Source organism: Sporosarcina limicola (assembly GCF_014873855.1).
In the GTDB taxonomy this organism is placed as follows: Bacteria; Bacillota; Bacilli; order Bacillales_A; family Planococcaceae; genus Sporosarcina; species Sporosarcina limicola.
In genome coordinates this window covers 18087-36492 of record NZ_JADBEL010000002.1, presented here as the reverse complement: position 1 = coordinate 36492, position 18406 = coordinate 18087, and the positions used below count along the sequence as shown (strand labels likewise).

General features: G+C 44.0%; 18 protein-coding genes. 13 read left to right on the top strand and 5 right to left on the bottom strand.

The window, feature by feature from the left end; translation table 11 throughout:
- The first annotated feature begins 92 nt into the window (after positions 1-92).
- The 5 genes from mutS to hfq all read left to right on the top strand — a co-directional run bounded on the left by mutS (position 93) and on the right by hfq (position 6672).
- Positions 93-2660, top strand: coding sequence for a DNA mismatch repair protein MutS (gene mutS / locus H4683_RS02270; protein ID WP_192597213.1), 2568 nt, complete (start codon positions 93-95; stop codon positions 2658-2660).
- Positions 2661-2665: 5 nt separating this feature from the next.
- Entirely contained in the window at positions 2666-4474 is a 1809-nt protein-coding gene (gene mutL, locus H4683_RS02265; protein WP_192597212.1) for a DNA mismatch repair endonuclease MutL, read from the top strand.
- A 63-nt stretch (positions 4475-4537) separates the two neighbouring features.
- Positions 4538-5455: an alpha/beta hydrolase gene (locus H4683_RS02260; protein ID WP_338062377.1), complete on the top strand. Its 918-nt coding sequence runs from the start codon at positions 4538-4540 to the stop codon at positions 5453-5455.
- Complete coding sequence (gene miaA / locus H4683_RS02255) at positions 5452-6399, top strand: tRNA (adenosine(37)-N6)-dimethylallyltransferase MiaA (protein WP_192597211.1); 948 nt, start codon at positions 5452-5454, stop codon at positions 6397-6399. Before H4683_RS02260 ends, miaA begins: the two co-directional genes overlap by 4 nt.
- A gap of 45 nt (positions 6400-6444) precedes the next feature.
- Complete coding sequence (gene hfq / locus H4683_RS02250) at positions 6445-6672, top strand: RNA chaperone Hfq (protein WP_192597210.1); 228 nt, start codon at positions 6445-6447, stop codon at positions 6670-6672.
- 262 nt (positions 6673-6934) lie between these two features.
- On the opposite strand, the gene H4683_RS02245 is transcribed toward hfq, so the two are convergent.
- Entirely contained in the window at positions 6935-7558 is a 624-nt protein-coding gene (locus H4683_RS02245) for a trimeric intracellular cation channel family protein (RefSeq protein WP_192597209.1), read from the bottom strand.
- A 143-nt stretch (positions 7559-7701) separates the two neighbouring features.
- Between H4683_RS02245 and H4683_RS02240 the strand changes: the two genes are divergently transcribed.
- Entirely contained in the window at positions 7702-8967 is a 1266-nt protein-coding gene (locus tag H4683_RS02240) for a methionine gamma-lyase family protein (protein ID WP_192597208.1), read from the top strand.
- Between the two features lie 621 nt (positions 8968-9588).
- Here H4683_RS02240 and lexA read toward each other — a convergent pair.
- Complete coding sequence (gene lexA / locus H4683_RS02235) at positions 9589-10209, bottom strand: transcriptional repressor LexA (protein WP_192597207.1); 621 nt, start codon at positions 10207-10209, stop codon at positions 9589-9591.
- 203 nt (positions 10210-10412) lie between these two features.
- On the opposite strand from lexA, the gene H4683_RS02230 reads away from it, so the two are divergent.
- The 5 genes from H4683_RS02230 to sirA all read left to right on the top strand — a co-directional run bounded on the left by H4683_RS02230 (position 10413) and on the right by sirA (position 14411).
- On the top strand, positions 10413-10733 hold the full coding sequence (locus H4683_RS02230) for a hypothetical protein (RefSeq protein ID WP_192597206.1): 321 nt from the start codon (positions 10413-10415) through the stop codon (positions 10731-10733).
- Positions 10730-11392, top strand: a complete 663-nt coding sequence (locus tag H4683_RS02225; protein WP_192597205.1) for a YneB family resolvase-like protein — start codon at positions 10730-10732, stop codon at positions 11390-11392. Before H4683_RS02230 ends, H4683_RS02225 begins: the two co-directional genes overlap by 4 nt.
- 67 nt (positions 11393-11459) lie before the next feature.
- Positions 11460-11693 (top strand): DUF896 domain-containing protein, encoded by a 234-nt coding sequence (locus H4683_RS02220; RefSeq protein WP_192597204.1) that lies wholly within the window; start codon positions 11460-11462, stop codon positions 11691-11693.
- 93 nt (positions 11694-11786) lie between these two features.
- Positions 11787-13793: a transketolase gene (gene tkt, locus H4683_RS02215; protein ID WP_192597203.1), complete on the top strand. Its 2007-nt coding sequence runs from the start codon at positions 11787-11789 to the stop codon at positions 13791-13793.
- A gap of 168 nt (positions 13794-13961) precedes the next feature.
- Positions 13962-14411, top strand: a complete 450-nt coding sequence (gene sirA / locus H4683_RS02210; protein ID WP_192597202.1) for a sporulation inhibitor of replication protein SirA — start codon at positions 13962-13964, stop codon at positions 14409-14411.
- A 59-nt stretch (positions 14412-14470) separates the two neighbouring features.
- On the opposite strand, the gene H4683_RS02205 is transcribed toward sirA, so the two are convergent.
- A complete protein-coding gene (locus H4683_RS02205) occupies positions 14471-14833 on the bottom strand; it encodes a hypothetical protein (protein WP_192597201.1) in 363 nt (120 codons plus the stop codon).
- Between the two features lie 158 nt (positions 14834-14991).
- Between H4683_RS02205 and H4683_RS02200 the strand changes: the two genes are divergently transcribed.
- Positions 14992-15237: a YneF family protein gene (locus H4683_RS02200; RefSeq protein WP_192597200.1), complete on the top strand. Its 246-nt coding sequence runs from the start codon at positions 14992-14994 to the stop codon at positions 15235-15237.
- 41 nt (positions 15238-15278) lie between these two features.
- Here H4683_RS02200 and H4683_RS02195 read toward each other — a convergent pair whose 3' ends face one another.
- Together H4683_RS02195 and H4683_RS02190 are read right to left on the bottom strand one after the other, a co-directional pair.
- Complete coding sequence (locus tag H4683_RS02195) at positions 15279-16205, bottom strand: alpha/beta fold hydrolase (RefSeq protein ID WP_192597199.1); 927 nt, start codon at positions 16203-16205, stop codon at positions 15279-15281.
- A gap of 24 nt (positions 16206-16229) precedes the next feature.
- Positions 16230-17132 (bottom strand): hydroxymethylglutaryl-CoA lyase, encoded by a 903-nt coding sequence (locus tag H4683_RS02190; RefSeq protein ID WP_192597198.1) that lies wholly within the window; start codon positions 17130-17132, stop codon positions 16230-16232.
- Between the two features lie 79 nt (positions 17133-17211).
- Here H4683_RS02190 and H4683_RS02185 point away from each other — a divergent pair, with 79 nt between their 5' ends.
- Positions 17212-18396, top strand: a complete 1185-nt coding sequence (locus H4683_RS02185) for an acetyl-CoA C-acetyltransferase (protein WP_192597197.1) — start codon at positions 17212-17214, stop codon at positions 18394-18396.
- Positions 18397-18406 lie beyond the last annotated feature (10 nt).

The window sequence follows — 18406 nt, the reverse complement described above, 5'->3', positions numbered from 1 at the left end:
TTCCGGCTTTTTTTCTTCGGTTTCAATATAGATTAATGCTTTTAGGATACGTGTTATAATGAACAAAATAGATTTTGTAGCGAGGGTAGATAATGACAACACATACACCTATGATTCAGCAATATTTACAAGTAAAAGCACGGCATGAGGATGCGTTCCTCTTTTTCAGGCTAGGCGATTTCTATGAACTTTTTTTCACAGATGCAACGGAAGCATCTCAAATTCTTGAAATTACCTTGACGAGTCGCGATGCAGGAAGTCGTGACCGCATACCAATGTGTGGCGTGCCTCATCATTCTGCCGCAGGCTATATCGAAACACTCGTAAGTAAAGGATATAAAGTAGCAATCTGCGAACAGACCGAGGACCCAAAAGTTGCGAAAGGCATCGTCAAAAGGGAAGTCGTTAAGATCATTACACCTGGTACGATGACGGAAGGGAAGACAATCGATGCAAACACAAATCACTTCATCGGTTCAGCAGACATCATAGACGGAGACAGCTATGCGCTAGCGTATCTAGACCTTGCAACCGGTGAAGGAAAGGTAGAGCGTGTCGAGGGAGATGAACGGACCCTAATCGCAGAGATGGAAGCGCTTGGGATGAAGGAAGTCGTTGTTGGTGAAAGACTACATATCGCATTAAGTGACAGCATGGCGAAACGCAATATCGTATTATCGATTGAATATAGTGAAGAACACGCCGGTGCAACGGACTTAATCAGCGACATTCCAACCGCAGTAGCAGAGGCGTGCAACATGCTCGTATCCTATGTGAAAAGGACACAGAAAACGGCGCTCGACCATATCCGGCCGTTCGAATTCATACAGAAACAGGCGAAGCTTTCCATCGATGCCAATTCGATGCGTAATCTGGAACTCATCCAATCGATTCGGAATGGGACTAAGGAAGGCTCACTTTACTGGCTTCTCGATGAAACCGTCACGGCGATGGGCGCAAGGAAATTGAAGATGTGGATTCATCAGCCGCTTGCGGAAAAAACAATGATTGACAATAGACTGAATGCAGTAACAGCATTTATTGAAGCCTTTTTCCTGCGAGATGAACTAAAAACGAGTTTAAAAGAAGTGTATGACTTGGAACGGCTTGCCGGACGAATTTCAATGGGGAGTGCAAGTGGAAGAGATCTTGCTCAACTACGGAATTCTCTTCGTCGTATCCCAGACATCAAAAAAGCACTCCAAGAATCGGAACGGACCCTCCTAAGTCAGTTTGCAGAACGAATTGACGTATGTGAGGACGTATTACAGACTCTCGAAAACGCTATAGCTGAAAACCCACCACTTTCGGTCAAAGAAGGAGGCATCATCAAAGACGGTTATGACGCAAAACTTGACCAATATCGGGATGCCTCTAAAAATGGCAAGGCGTGGCTTGCTGAACTTGAGGGTGAAGAACGCAGCCGAACAGGCATTAAATCTTTAAAAATAGGGTATAATCGAATATTTGGTTATTTTATAGAAATCACGAAATCCAATATTCATCTTGCAGATTTAGAACGCTATGAACGAAAACAAACACTCGCAAATGCAGAACGGTACATAACCCCTGAGCTGAAAGAGAAAGAAGATCTCATCTTGAACGCGGAAGCAGAAGGGCAAGACCTCGAATATGTTCTATTCAGTACAGTGCGGGATGCCATGAAAACACATATTCGACAACTCCAACAGCTTGCAAGTGTCTTGAGCGAGTTGGATGTCCTTCTTTCATTCGCAGCAGTGTCAGAAAAACGGAACTATGTGAAGCCGGAATTCCACGACGGAAAGGCATTAGAAATTAAGAACGGACGCCATCCCGTCGTCGAGAAGATGATGGATCACTCCCTTTATGTACCGAACAGCTGTAAGTTAACGGAACAGGCGAATATGTTGCTGATTACTGGGCCCAATATGTCTGGGAAAAGTACGTATATGCGGCAAGTCGCACTGATTGTTGTCATGGCACAAATCGGTTGTTACGTCCCTTGTGAACAGGCGTCACTTCCTATCACCGACCAAATTTTCACAAGGATTGGGGCGGCGGATGATCTCGCTTCGGGGCAAAGTACATTCATGATGGAAATGATGGAATCTCAACACGCAATTGCAAATGCAACAGCACAAAGTCTTCTCCTTTTTGATGAAATTGGGCGCGGCACGTCGACGTATGATGGCATGGCACTTGCACAAGCCATGATGGAATATATTCATGATGAAATCGGGGCAAACACGCTGTTTTCTACGCATTACCATGAATTGACCCAGCTTGATAGAGAACTGAACGGGTTAGAAAATGTCCATGTTGCAGCGATGGAACAGGAAGGAAAAGTTGTATTCCTCCATAAAGTGATGGCGGGCGCGGCAGATAAAAGTTACGGAATTTACGTTGCGGATCTCGCAGGTCTTCCTGAGTCGCTTCTCAATCGTGCCAAAACATTGCTCGCATCATTTGAAAGTAAAGAAACAATGAGTGCCCAGAAAGATGAACCGCAACAGTTAACATTCTTCGATCTACATCAGGAAGAAAAGAACCCCTTAACATCGGAAGAACGACAAGTAGTCGATAAACTTAATGAAATAGATGTTCTTAATATAACTCCGCTTCAGGCATTACAATATGTATTTGAACTAAAAGAGAAGCTCACTACATCGAAAGGGTGAGACCAATGGACATCATCAAAGTAATGGATGACACATTATCCAATAAAATTGCCGCGGGAGAAGTCGTAGAACGTCCCGCTTCAATCGTGAAAGAGCTTGTTGAAAATGCGATTGATGCGGACAGTACCGTCATCGAAATCGCACTCGAAGAAGCTGGACTCATGACCATTCGTGTAACAGATAATGGGAAAGGCATGTCAAGAAAAGATGCCGTTCAAGCATTCGAACGGCATGCCACCAGTAAAATCATGAACGAACATGACCTTTTCCGGATCCGGACACTAGGCTTCCGCGGAGAAGCACTTGCGAGTATCGCATCCGTATCCAAAATCACAATGTGGACGTCCAATGGAGAAACCGATGGAACAGAAGTTCATATCGACGGAGGTCGCCTCACCAAACATGACAACGCGGCATTTCGTAAAGGAACAGACATCACCGTATCCCAGCTATTTTTTAACACACCAGCTCGGCTAAAATATATGAAAACAATCCAGACAGAACTTGGCCAAACAATCGACCTTGTTAATCGACTTGCGCTTAGCCATCCGTCGATTGCCTTTAAACTAACTCACTACAGTCAGCTAATCTTGCAGACATCGGGAAGTGGAGACCAACAGCGTGTCTTATCAGATATCTATGGCATTGCTGTCGCCCGGAAAATGGTGCCGTTTTCAGGTGCAAACGCGGACTACACTGTGCAGGGATATATCACATTACCCGAAATGACACGTGCTTCGAAGAGCTATATGACGTTAATCGTCAATGGTAGATGGGTAAAAAGTCATGCTGTGAATCATGTAATCATCAATGCGCTCCACACTTACTTGCCAATCGGACGTTTCCCAATCGCCATCGTTAACGTCGAAGGGGATCCGTTCCTGACAGATGTCAACGTACATCCTTCAAAACAGCAAATCCGTATGAGCAAGGAAGGCGAGCTGTTGACACTGCTCAAAGAATCAATCCAGAAAGCCATTCGAAAAAGTATCATTGTACCAGATGCTATTAAAAAAGAACCAGCCAAGAAAAACCAATCCGAGCAAGTCAACATATGGAACGAATTTGGAGCGCAACGATCAAATGGAAGACCAGAAAAACCGTTACAAGTAAACGAACAGCCCGAATATAGTGCACGTCAAGAAGAAAGAGAAATAGTGGAAAGACCATGGACGGTTAATGAAACACCCATGTTATTGCCAGAAGTAGCATCATCCGCACCTGCAAAAGCATTCCCAGACCTCATTCCTGTTGGACAAGTTCATGGAACCTACATCGTTGCACAAAATGAGGACGGTTTTTATATGATTGACCAGCACGCAGCACAAGAACGCATAAAATATGAATTTTTTAGGGATAAATTGGGTGAATCGAATAATGAGGAACGGCAGTTATTACTTATCCCACTTATGTTCAATTATGCGGCAGATGATAAAGTGAAAATTGAAGAAAGCATGGATCTATTGCAAGATGTTGGGATATACTTAGAAGAATTTGGCCCCTCTTCCTATGCAGTGAAAGAATACCCTTCTTGGTTCCCGGCAGGGGAAGAGGCTGTGATTATAGAAGATATCATCGAGCAAGTATTAAAGACACGTAAAGTCGACATCGGGAAAATACGAGAAGAAGCGGCAATTATGATGAGCTGTAAACGTTCCATCAAGGCAAATCATCATTTAACACTTGCAGATATGGAGAGATTGCTAAATGATTTGGCGGAATCTGAAAATCCATTCACCTGTCCCCACGGTAGACCCGTGCTCATCCACTTCACAACCTATGAAATTGAAAAAATGTTCAAGCGCATTATGTAAGAGTAGAATCATATAACAACTTAGTGATCACGCATAGGCGGAAGGAAAGGGCGGCGAACGTTAGTGGAAAAAATAGTTTTGGAAATGACAGACGGTTTTTCTATCCAGGGGTTCATTGTTATACCCGATGTAGAGCCAATTGGACATATTCACCTTCTCCATGGCATGTCTGAACATATTGGCAGGTATGAAGCGTTTGCGCAGTATTTAGTTTTAAAAGGCTATATCGTTTCGGGGCATGATCATCGCGGGCATGGTGAAACCGCTGAATTGAACGGATTAAAAGGGCATTTTGCCGATAAATTGGGATTTGACCGGGTTGTTCAAGACGTCTATGAAGTCATTTCATACGTCCGAGCGCATCATCCATCTCCACAATTCGTCCTATTCGGTCACAGTATGGGTTCATTTGTTGCGCGAAGGTATGTCCAACTGCACGGAGAAGAAGTCGATCTTGCAATATTCTCGGGCACAGGTGGAGACCCTGGTGCATCACGAATCGCAGGCCAGGTAGCTGCCTATCTTTTAGGAAAGAAAAATGGCTTCAATCAACCCGATCACTTCTTGAACAAACTCGTCTTCGGTGGTTTCAATAAATCAGTCCAAAACCCGAAAACACCTTTCGACTGGTTATCGACTAAAACGGAAGCTGTTGAAAAATATATCAATGACCCAGCTTGTGGGATTGTCCCGACAACCCGATTTTTCGCCGATCTGTTTGAGGGACTGGGAAAAATTCATTCGCAAGAGGAAATAAATAAAATCCCGAAAAACCTTCCAATCCTTCTTTTTTCAGGGAGCGAAGACCCGGTAGGTGATAATGGGAAAGGGGTTTGGAATGTTGCCAAACACTATGATAGGGCGGGTATTGTAGATGTGACAGTCAAATTATTCGAAGGCGGTAGACATGAAATGCTCCATGAAAAGAACAGCCGGTATGTTTTCGAAACCGTCACTGACTGGATTGAAAAAAAGAAATGAAACACTATCCAGAAGTCATCGCTATTGTGGGTCCTACCGCATCGGGGAAGACGGCGTTGAGTGTACAACTTGCCAAAGCAATCGGTGGAGAAATTATTAATGGCGATTCAATGCAAGTATACAAAGGGCTTGATATCGGGACAGCGAAAATAACAGCAGAGGAAATGGATGGAATTCCGCATCATTTATTTGATGTCAAAGAACCTACCGAATCTTTTTCTGTCGCTGAATATCAAACAGAGGTACGCAACTGGATTCAAGCTATCCGTGACAGAGGAAAAATACCAATCATTGTCGGAGGAACAGGGCTGTACATTCAATCGGTTCTATTCGATTTTCGTTTTACGGAGCAAGCGGCAGACATTGAAGTAAGAGGGCGGCTTGAACGTGAACTAGAGGAGAGAGGCGCTGACCATTTATACGAAAAGCTGGTTGCGATTGACCCTAAGAGCGCTGAAAAAATCCATCCGAATAATCACCGCAGGCTCGTCCGTGCACTTGAAATCATCGAAGTGACCGGACGGACAAAAGACGACCATGAAGATGGAGCAGGACACGCCCCACTTTATGATTATCTTATTGTCGGTCTCCAACTGGAACGGGATGTCCTTTACGAACGGATCCATCAGCGTGTAGATAGGATGATGGAAAACGGTTTGCTCGAAGAAGCCCAAACATTATGGGATGAAGGGATTCGCAGTGTACAGTCTGTACAAGCGATCGGCTACAGGGAACTTCATCAATTTATTGAAGGTGGATTATCACTTGATGAGACTGTAGATTTGATCAAGAAAAACACGAGGAACTATGCAAAGCGGCAAATGACCTACTTCCGCAACAAACTTGAGATTGCCTGGCTCGATGCAGCAACTGGTACAAAAAAAAGTTTAAAGGGAATTTTGACAATTTTGAAGGATTTTGAAAAGATTAGGCGAATAGAGTAAGTGAAGTAGTAGAAATAAATACAGGACAACAGGAGGATTCGACGTATGGCACAAGGAAACATGCAAGAGACATTTTTGAACGCACTACGAAAGAACAATACATTTGTAACAGTATTCTTACTAAACGGGTTCCAGTTAAAAGGGCTTATCAAATCGTATGATAATTATACTGTCTTGCTCGAAACGGAAGGAAAACAGCAACTGATTTACAAACATGCGATTTCCACATACGTCCCATCAAAACCAGTGTTATTGAAAGACGAACTGGAATAAAGAAAAGCGGAAGCGCCTGTTCAGTCCCGACAAGCGCTGGAGGACTTGAAACAATGGCACTTTTCCATTGTTTTCAAGGCCGAAGCGACTCGAGGGGCTAGGTGCTGGAGCTAGACAATAAGGAAAAGCGGAGGCACCTATCCAGCCCCGACAAGCGCTGGAAGACTTGAAACAATGGCGCTTTTCCATTGTTTTCAAGGTTGAAGCGACTCGAGGGGCTAGGTGCTGTAGCTGGACAATAAGGAAAAGTGGAACTGGAATCTTACTCCAGTCCCACTTTTTTTAGAACTTGAATTTTCCCTCTCGGAAGTTTCCAATGAAATACAAGCGATAGAATACGCATGCCAGCCGTCAGGATAAGAAGTATATACAGAGTGAAATCATAATTAAAAAATTCTAATCCGACGATAAGGCCCGCTATCGCTGCCCATACTGCATAAATTTCTTCTTTAAAAATAAGCGGTCTTCTACCCGCAAGCAGATCTCGAATCACACCGCCACCTGCCCCCGTCAAAACCGCCGCAACGATTACTGCAAAAAGCGACATCTCGAGTTGAATCGCAAGCATTGCGCCTTGAATCGAGAAAGCGGCTAAACCAATTGCATCAAAATAGGAACCCCATCGATTCCAGTGTGAAAGAATATATTTTGAGAAAAAGAAGATAATCGTTATTAAAATTGAAGCAACAAGGAACAGGAACTCCTGACTCCACAACACGTCAATCGGAACGCCTATCAACACATTTCGTATGGCTCCACCACCAAATGCAGTGATCATCCCTAATATATAAACGCCGAAAATGTCATACTCCTCTTCCATCGCCACAATTGCTCCGGAAATGGCAAAAGCCGCCGTGCCTATAAAACTAAAAACATCCCAAGCCAATGAAGTTCCTCCATTCAATAGATCCTTAAGCATTCTACCAGATTGCCATACATATTCAATAGTATTCACATCTGAAATTGTTGACCAATCCAATGGGGCTGATAAGATAATGGAGTGACTATTTAATGGAATGAGGAATACTAATGCGATTAAACGAACTAGATGACGCCTTGTTGATTAAAACAGAAGCAATCGAGGAAAGTCTTACTCCGTATTTTAAGGCCGTTGAAAAAATAGCCTTTTACAATCAACGGAAAGTGCTTGCTGCGTTCCGCGAAAATAAGGTGAGCGACTTTCATCTGACAGGATCGACAGGCTATGGCTACGACGATAGTGGCCGCGATGTCTTGGAACAAGTCTATGCCAATGTCTTTGGAGCGGAAGACTGCGTTGTACGCAATCAAATTATCTCTGGAACCCACGCGATTTCTATCAGCCTATTTGGTATCCTTCGCCCGGGTGATGAGTTGCTCTACATAACCGGGAAACCGTACGATACACTGGATTCAATCGTCTCTGGCAAAGGCAAAGATACGGGGTCACTAGAAGACTACGGAATCTCCTACAAACATATCGATTTGAATGAAGACGGTTCTGTCAATTTTGATGAGGTTACCAAAAATATTCATAACAAGACGAAAATGATTGGAATTCAACGGTCAAAAGGATATTCCAATCGGCCATCCTTTCGAGTGGATGAAATCGGTGAATTTGTTCGCAAAGTAAAGGCGATTAATCCTGAACTAGTCGTATTTGTCGACAATTGTTACGGTGAATTCGTCGAGGAACAGGAACCAACTGAAGTCGGCGCTGATCTGATGGCAGGTTCGCTCATCAAAAATCCAGGTGGTGGACTCGCAAGAACAGGCGGCTACATCGCAGGGCGTGCTGATCTCGTTGAAAAATGTGCTTACCGAATGACTTCACCAGGACTCGGAGCAGAAGCGGGAGCATCGCTTGATACGTTACTAGAAATGTATCAAGGCTTTTTCATTGCGCCGCACGTTGTGAGCCAGGCAGTAAAGGGTGCGCTATTCACAGCCGCACTCCTAGAAAGCTATGGACTCGACACGACGCCGCATTACACGGAAAAAAGAACAGATTTAATTCAATCTGTATCTTTCAAAAATGCCGACCAGATGATTGCCTTTTGTCGATCAATCCAGGCAAACTCGCCCATCAATGCCCACTACGCTCCAGAGCCGTCTTACATGCCCGGCTACACGGATGACGTCATCATGGCAGCAGGTACATTCATCCAAGGCTCCAGCATCGAACTGACAGCCGATGGTCCAATCAGACCACCCTTCACCGCCTACATACAAGGTGGGCTCACCTACGAGCACGTAAAAGCAGCTATACTGTCATCCATCGACAAACTCGTCAGTGAAAAACTGATTGGAGAATAAAATGTGAGGATTGTCATGGCAAAAGGTGAAACTGTAATGGCTCGCCCGAACTGTCATGGCAATCCATGAAACTGTAATGGCAATCGCGGAAACTGTAATGGCTCGCCCGAACTGTCATGGCAATCCATGAAACTGTAATGGCAATGGCGGAAACTGTAATGGCTCGCCCGAACTGTCATGGCAATCCATGAAACTGTGAGGGCAATCGCGGAAACTGTAATGGCTCGCCCGAATTGTCATGGCAATCCATGAAACTGTAAGGGCAATGGCGGAAACTGTAATGGCTCGCCCGAACTGTCATGGCAATCCATGAAACTGTAAGGGCAATGGCGGAAACTGTAATGGCTCGCCCGAACTGTAATGGCAATCGCGGAAACTGTAATGGCAATCGCGGAAACTGTAATGGCTCGCCCGAACTGTCATGGAATCCATGAAACTGTGAGGGCAATGGCGGAAACTGTAATGGCTCGCCCGAACTGTCATGGCAATCCATGAAACTGTGAGGGCAATGGCGGAAACTGTAATGGCCCGCCCGAACTGTCATGGCAATCCATCCCGAAGCTCAACAAAAAAGAGCTAACCCTACGCCGAAGCGTGAAGGTTAGCTCTTTCTCTATCCGATTAATGAATCATCCGGTATACACCGACAACTTTTCCAAGAATCGATACATTATCCACAATGATTGGATCCATTGAAGAGTTTTCAGGCTGAAGGCGGAAATAATCCTTCTCTTTGAAGAAACGTTTCACAGTTGCTTCATCCTCTTCCGTCATCGCGACAACAATCTCCCCGTTATTCGCAGTATGTTGTTGTTTGACAACAACATAGTCACCGTTCAAAATCCCAGCTTCAATCATACTATTCCCGACGATTTCAAGCATGAACAACTTGTCCTCTGATGTACCAAATGACTCCGGTAATGGGAAATATTCCTCGATATTTTCAACCGCCGTAATCGGAAGGCCAGCTGTCACTTTTCCGACAAGGGGCACATGAATGACGCCTGGTTTCAACGATTCCAACCCTTCTGGATCAAGTACTTCAATTGCTCTCGGTTTCGTTGGATCCCGTCTAATATAGCCTTTACTTTCTAAACGTGCAAGATGGCCGTGTACTGTCGAGCTCGAGGCTAGACCAACAGCTTCCCCAATTTCCCTGACGGATGGCGGGTACCCCTTTTTTTTCACTTCTTCTTTGATGAAAGACATAATGTCTTCTTGTCTCTTCGAAATCTTTTTCAATTCATTCACCCCTGAGCATATATTTAGTCTTATTCAAATGCCGTGAAATCATCCACCAACATCCAAGTCGTTTCAATAATTAAAGTATATCAGCTGTTCCAATTAATTGCAAACACACGTTTGAATAAAGTGTTGACATTACACTTAATATTTTCTATAATAAGAACAAACATTCTCGACGAATATTCGAAAGGGGAGTTAAGTTGACTTATATTAAAGATAACAACTATGTTTTTTTTCCTATTATTTTATTTACGGGATTTACAATCATGGATGTAAGTAAGTATGGGGAAGAAAAAACATATACAGAGATTACTATGACAGAAGGGAATCCCCTTTGGAGGCTCGCATCTAATCATGGGGATAATACACCTACCCATCAATGGACCACAGAAGTGATGACGCTAAACAACTTATCGACATCTTCTATTAAGTATGGGGAAGATTTACACTTACCAGCTGTAACCCATCGTAGTTTAAGAGATGATAGATTTGGTACACAAATAGCGGGTGGCAATCGATGAATACCCGTATTGAACGATGCGTCATTTATTGTCGAGTAAGTACTGAGAAAGATACACAGGAAAAATCCCTAATTAGACAGGAGGAAGAGTTGATAGAGTTGGCAACTGAACTCAATCTTGAGAACATGGGGACGTTCAAAGACAAGCATAGTGGTTTTGAAATCGATCGTGAAGGTCTGCTTAGTCTTCTCGATTTTATTCGAGATGAAAAAGTCGATGCAGTATTAATTCAGGATGAAACCAGACTCGGACGGGGTAATGCACGGATGGCCGTACTGCATCTGTTGGCTAAAACAGGTACCGCAATTTATTCGAAAAATGATAGTGGTCGGATTGCTCTTAATGAAATGGACACGATGCTTCTGGAAATCTTAGCAATCGTCGAAGAATATCAACGTAAATTGCATAACGCGAAAATCAAACGCGGTATGAAACGTGCGGTTAGAGAAGGTTATAGACCCGAACACAACTTAAAAAATCGAGGCAATAGTGAAGGTCGTGAACGGATTGAGGTGCCAATCAGTGAAATCGTATCTCTCAGGGAGAAAGGGCTAACCTACGAGGAAATCACAGGTGTACTAAAAGGACTTGGTCATGATATCAGCAAAGCGACAGTTCATCGTCGATATAAAGAATATGAAATGGAACAGGAAGGCTAATCGATTGCACTTTCCTCTCTTTTTGTATACGTTCTAAGTATTCTTTAATTCAAATGGAGGAATAAAAATGCTAGCTGAAAATAAAATCAAACGAATCAACGAACTATCAAAAAAATCGAAGACAACTGGCCTATCCATTGAAGAAGCGAAAGAGCAGACACAACTTCGCAAGGAATACCTTGAAACCTTCCGATCTTCAATGCGCGATACAATTGAAAATGTTAAAGTGATTGACTTGGAGGGAAATGATGTAACACCCGAAAAGGTGAAGCGGGCAAATGACGGAAAATACCTAAACTAACCGACAGATTCATCTCCCGTATTGTATTTGTCGTTGCATTTGTCTAAACTAGAAGATGTAGAATATAGATAGAACGGGAAAGGATGTACACAAATGACCGAACAAATGGACCAACTTGCTATTAACACGATACGTACACTGTCCATCGATGCAATCGAGAAAGCGAATTCCGGACACCCTGGATTACCGATGGGCGCCGCACCAATGGCCTATACGCTTTGGACAAAACATATGCACCATAATCCGTCGAACCCGCAATGGTTTAATCGTGACCGTTTCGTCCTTTCAGCAGGGCACGGCTCCATGCTCCTTTACAGCTTGCTTCACCTAGGTGGCTACGACTTACCGATGGAAGAAATCAAGAACTTCAGACAATGGGGCTCTTTAACGCCAGGGCATCCTGAGTATGGACATACAGCCGGCGTGGAAGCGACAACAGGACCACTTGGCCAAGGAATAGGGATGGCAGTCGGAATGGCGATGGCTGAAAAGCATCTCGCGGCAACGTACAATAAACCTGGATATAACGTCATCGATCATTATACATATGCCCTATGTGGTGACGGTGATCTCATGGAAGGTGTCGCAGCTGAAGCAATTTCGCTCGCAGGCCATTTACAATTGGACAAACTAATTGTTCTCTACGATAGCAATGATATTACACTCGATGGTGAGCTGGATATGTCATTCTCGGAAAATATCCGCAAACGATTCGAATCATATGGCTGGAATTATAGCCGTGTCGAAGATGGCAATGATGTCACCGACGTTTCAAAAGCAATTGGAGAGGCGAAAGGCAACACGGGCGGCCCAACAATCATTGAAGTGAAAACGGTCATCGGCTACGGTTCACCAAACAGATCCGGGAAATCCGATGCACACGGTATGCCACTTGGTGAAGACGAGATGAAACTGACAAAAGAATACTACAAATGGACATTTGAAGAGGATTTCCACGTTCCTGAAGGTGTCTACGAGACATTCAAAGAATCATCCGAAAAAATGGGTGTCCAAAAAGAACAGCAATGGAACGAGCTTTTCACAAAATACGAAGCGGAACACATAGACCTTGCGAAGCAGCTACATGATGCGATTGACCGTAAACTACCTGAAGGATTCGAGCAATCATTGCCAACATACGATGCAGGCACTTCACATGCAACACGCTCCGCTTCTGGGGACGCCATCAATGCCATCGCAAAAACAGTGCCATCATTCTTCGGTGGAAGCGCGGACCTTGCAGGTTCCAATAAAACAACCATCAAAGGATCCGGTGATTTCCTACCGACGGATTATTCTGGTCGTAACATCTGGTTTGGCGTACGTGAATTCGCAATGGGGACTGCGTTGAACGGAATGGCGCTTCACGGAGGATTACATGTCTTCGGTGGAACGTTCTTTGTATTTAGTGATTATGTCCGTCCAGCAGTCAGACTCTCTTCCCTCATGGGTTTACCTGTCACATACGTATTCACACATGACAGTGTAGCGGTCGGTGAGGATGGTCCAACACACGAACCAGTCGAACATCTTGCTTCACTGCGTGCGATGCCAGGGCTATCGGTCATTCGTCCCGCAGATGCAAACGAAACGGCTGCCGCATGGAATATTGCAGTATCATCTAAGTACTCGCCAACAGTGCTTGTGCTATCCCGTCAGAACTTGCCGGTCCTAGCGAAATCGGGTGAACTAGCGATGGAAGGTGTTAGAAAAGGTGCTTACACCGTTTCTCCTGCAAACAAAGACCAAGCGGATGCCATCTTAATTGCAACCGGTTCTGAAGTAAGTTTGGCAGTTTCTGCTCAGTCGAAACTATTAGCTGAAGGAATCGATGTAGCTGTCGTTTCAATGCCTTCTTGGGATCTATTCGAGCAGCAGGACAACAAGTATAAACAAAGCATCTTGCCAAAAGAGGTTAAGAAACGTCTTGGCATTGAAATGGGAGTTTCCTTCGGATGGCATAAATACATTGGTGATGAAGGAGCAATCATCGCCATCGACACATTTGGTGCAAGTGCGCCTGGTGACACGGTTATCAGAGAATTCGGATTCACAGAGGAAAATGTAATTGCAAAAGTGAAAATAATGATCAACAACTAAAATAGCAAAAAAGCTGTTCCATGCATTGGGGGTTTTCCCGCTGTTGGAACAGCTTTTTTGAAAAAATAGATTATCGAACCTTTCCGACAATAATAGTGCTAATCCATTCCGTAATATGACAACCTTTTCAAACGAAAGCGTGTACGCTACAAGTAGGAGGTGGCGATCATGCGATCATACGGAATTTATAAAGTGAAGAAAATGTATCAGCCGTTTATTATAGGACGTGAAAAACTATTGTTCGATTTATTGAAAGAAGACAGTCGACGGAATGAAAATATGCGGGAAGTTGATTACCTCTGCGACAGGCTCGATGAAGAAGCAATCGATAGAGCAATCATACTAAATTTGGGGAAACGATTCACATCAATTGAGTGCAGAAGCGGTGAGTACAAGCTGACGCATCCAGTGAAAGGAACCATTCTAATTTCAGTGTCGACGTATTCGCTAAATGTATTTTGCGATGGCTCAAGAATGTTGGACCTCGATTTATTTGTTGCCTTATCCGGATCTGATGACCGCTTTTTTGCGGTAATGGAAGGTCAAGGAGAGTGGGGATGGTTGAAGCCGGTAAAATATGCAGGTCTTCGGATGGAGGAAGAAACTGTTTTTCTTTGAATGAGAAAAAAGCCATATAAAAAAGACCCTTCATAGTTCGAAATGGGTCTCTTTTTTTGTCAACTTTCGGAATCTTCGCTGACACGCATGTCAAGATCTTGCTTAATCTTGTAGATTTCCATTTCATGTTTCGATGTCTTTAGATAAGTGAATTCGACATCCTTACTAATGTCAATAAATCGTACTTTTAGTTCCTTAACATCACCATGCAGTCGATGCACATCCATTGACAAGATTTCCAACTTCGCATCCGCTTCTTCCTGGCAATCAAGAATTGCACGTGTAATTTGAAATAGCTCTTTTTGTCCAGATTCAAGGCTTCCTACTCGTTCGTCCAACTTGCCAACACGCTCGTCCAACTTCCGAATGCTACCGTGTATTTCCCGTAGTTCATTCAGAATTAAATCAAAATTATTTTCCAATGATAGTCACACCGCCTTCCAATAGGATTATTTCCCCTTCCTAATTATACCACATTTCTACTTTTTCCACTAGGGTCATTGCCATTTCCTACCCCTATGATGTATAATCCTACATGGTAGTGTAAACTCGAATTACAGAAGTGAAGGAGGTATAGCGGATGAACACACCATGGTGGATCGTTTTACTCGTCGTCGCGCTATTAGCAGGTGTGGCCCTCGGATTTTTCATCGCACGTCAATATATGATGAAATATTTGAAGGATAACCCACCGATTAATGAAGATATGTTACGTATGATGATGATGCAAATGGGACAAAAACCATCACAAAAGAAAATCAATCAAATGATGTCGCAAATGAGCAAAGCAAATGAAAAAAGCACCAAAAAGGTGAGTAAGAAATAATACTGAAGAAAACACCCATTCAAAATTGAATGGGTGTTTTCTTAGCTTGAAAATCTAAAATTTTTCAAAAATTCTTCTACAGTTTGCTCATATTCCTTAGGGTTTTCATTGAACGACTTCGCATGCGCACCTTTGTCGAACAACTTCAGCATTTTATCCCCTTGTTTCATCTCGTATAATTCTTCCGACATGGCAGGAGGAATGAAATCATCCTCCAAACTGTGGATGAAAAGCACCGGCTTTGTAATATTACCGACCACTTCACGAGGTGAAATCCGATTTAAGGTATAACCATCTCTCATTTTAAGGAAAAGGTTCGCTACTCTGAGCGCCATCGATGTACGAAGGGGAGTTCGATTTTGCATAATATGTAAAATCTGCTCAGAAAAATCGGAGAATGGGCAATCTACAATATGGAAATCTGCCTCGTCTTCGTATGTACCTGCATACAATAGGGTCGTTGCCGCGCCCATTGATTCACCGTGGATTCCTAGCAATGCCACTTCGCCAATCCGTTCTCGAACTGAATGAACAATTGTCTGCAAATCGATTTTTTCATAATAGCCGAAACTTGTCGTCTTGCCACCCGAATCCCCATGTCGACGATGATCGAACACAACGGAATTGAATCCTAGTCGCTCAAACAATCGTGCATATTTCATCGAATTGATTTTACTTTCCGTTACACCGTGACAAATAATGACCGTCCTTGTCGTGTCCAGGGGTTTTAAAAAGACCGCCCGCAGTCGATAGCCATTTGGGGAGTCAATCCAACTATCCTCTTTTCGCACGGATTCATACCATTTCTGGTCAAAGCGTTTGGCTAGCGTTTCCCGTTCCAGAATGACATCCGAATCCTTCATCTTCATGAACATCAGCCGATTTGTTACAGCAAAACCGAAAATGGTTAGCAATGCCGTAAAAACACCCATAATAATACCGGTTATATACAGGACGCGCTTTTTCACACGCATCATCTCCTTCAATTATCCTTAAGGTTGGTTGTTAACGAATAATTTATACATTCCCGTTTCAATCGGACGTGAAACATGTGGTGCAATAAGTGCAACAGCTTCACAAACTTTTTTAACATCTACACCTGTTTTGATGCCAAGTGTATCCAGCATATGGACGACATCCTCCGTTGCAACATTACCTGTAGCGCCTGGCGCAAAAGGACAGCCCCCGAGTCCTCCGGCAGATGTATCGAACCGATCGATACCCGCCTGTAGCGATGCGAAAATATTTGCCATCGCCATTTTTCGAGTATCATGAAAATGCGCTGTCATCAACACATCGGGAAGTTTTTCCTTCAATAACTTGAATAAATCATAGCTTTCCCTCGGATTGGCCATTCCAATCGTATCCGCAACACTTAGTTCATTCGCCCCCATTGCAACGAACCGTTCGCATAACGCAACAACCTCCTTAGGCTCTATCTTTCCTTCATACGGACAATAAAATGCAGTCGAAATACAAGCCCGTACAAAAATGCCATGTTCTTTCAATTTCGTGATGACAGGTTCAAGCGCATTCATGCTTTCATCCGTCGAACGGTTAATATTTTTCTTGTTGAATGAATTGCTGACACCCACGAAAACAGCAATACTACGCGCACCCACTTCCAATGCCAACTCGGCACCTTTCGCATTCGGAGCAAGTACAAACTGCCTACCGATGCGCGCTGATTTCCCCACAATCTCTTTTGCATCCGCCATTTGCGGCACCCACTTTGGTGATACGAACGAAGTCAGTTCCATTTCGCTAATGCCAGCTTTTTGTAATGCTGCGATAAACGCCAATTTATCCTGTTCATCGACATGCACTTTTTCGTTTTGCAGGCCATCACGTGGGCCAACCTCGATTATCGTTACGTTGTTTGGTAAAATGAACATAACATCCCTCCTACATACTATTGTACTGAAGGGATGTACAATTGTGCAATGTTAATAAAGGGAATAAGGGGGAATTGGAATGTCAACAGAAGTAGTCATCGTAAGTGCGGTCCGTTCTGCAATCGGGTCATTTCTTGGTTCATTGAAAGATGTGCCGGCAACGGATCTTGGAGCGACAGTTATTAAAGAAGCGTTAAAGCGCGCTAGAGTAGCTCCTGAAAGCGTCGACGAAGTCATCATGGGGAATGTACTACAAGCAGGGTTAGGTCAAAATCCGGCACGACAAGCGGCTATGAAAGCAGGCCTTCCTGAAACGGTTCCGGCGTTAACCATCAACAAAGTATGCGGTTCCGGATTAAAAGCTGTCCACCTTGCACGCCAAGCAATCGTTGCAGGAGACGCAGATATCATCGTTGCAGGCGGTATGGAGAATATGAGCCAAGCACCTTTCCTTATGAAAAATGCGCGCGAAGGCTATAAAATGGGCGATCAGAAAATCGTCGATAGCATGATTTCCGATGGTCTTTGGTGTGCATTCAATAATTATCATATGGGTATCACAGCGGAAAATCTGTGTGACCGCTATTCCATCACACGGGAGGAGCAAGACGAGTTCTCCGCAAAATCACAGCAAAAAGCCGCCGCCGCAATCGAAGCAGGTACATTTAAAGAAGAGATTGTCGCAATCGATATCCCGCAACGTAAAGGCGATCCAATCGTGTTCGATACAGATGAATACGTCAAAGCTGGAACGACGGCTGATAAGCTTGGAAAACTACGTCCCGCATTCAAAAAAGACGGCAGCGTAACAGCAGGAAATGCTTCGGGCATCAACGACGGAGCGGCGGCATTTGTCATTATGTCGAAAGAGAAAGCGGACGAACTCGGTCTTACGCCACTTGCAACAATCGTGGCGAACGCAGGCGCAGGCGTAGACCCATCCGTTATGGGCCTTGGGCCAGTACAAGCCGTGAAAAACGCGTTGACTAAAGCGAAAATAGAACTCGCAGACATCGATCTTATCGAAGCAAACGAAGCATTCGCAGCACAAGCAATTGCAGTCGACAAAGAGCTAGGGTTCGATCACGATAAATTGAACGTTAACGGCGGAGCAATCGCTCTTGGCCACCCAATTGGCGCAAGCGGAGCACGGATCCTCGTCTCACTCCTTCACGAAATGAAGCGTCGTGATGCGAAAACGGGTCTTGCAACACTGTGCATCGGTGGGGGACAAGGCGTCGCAACAATCGTTAAACGTCCCTAAATAAAGGAGG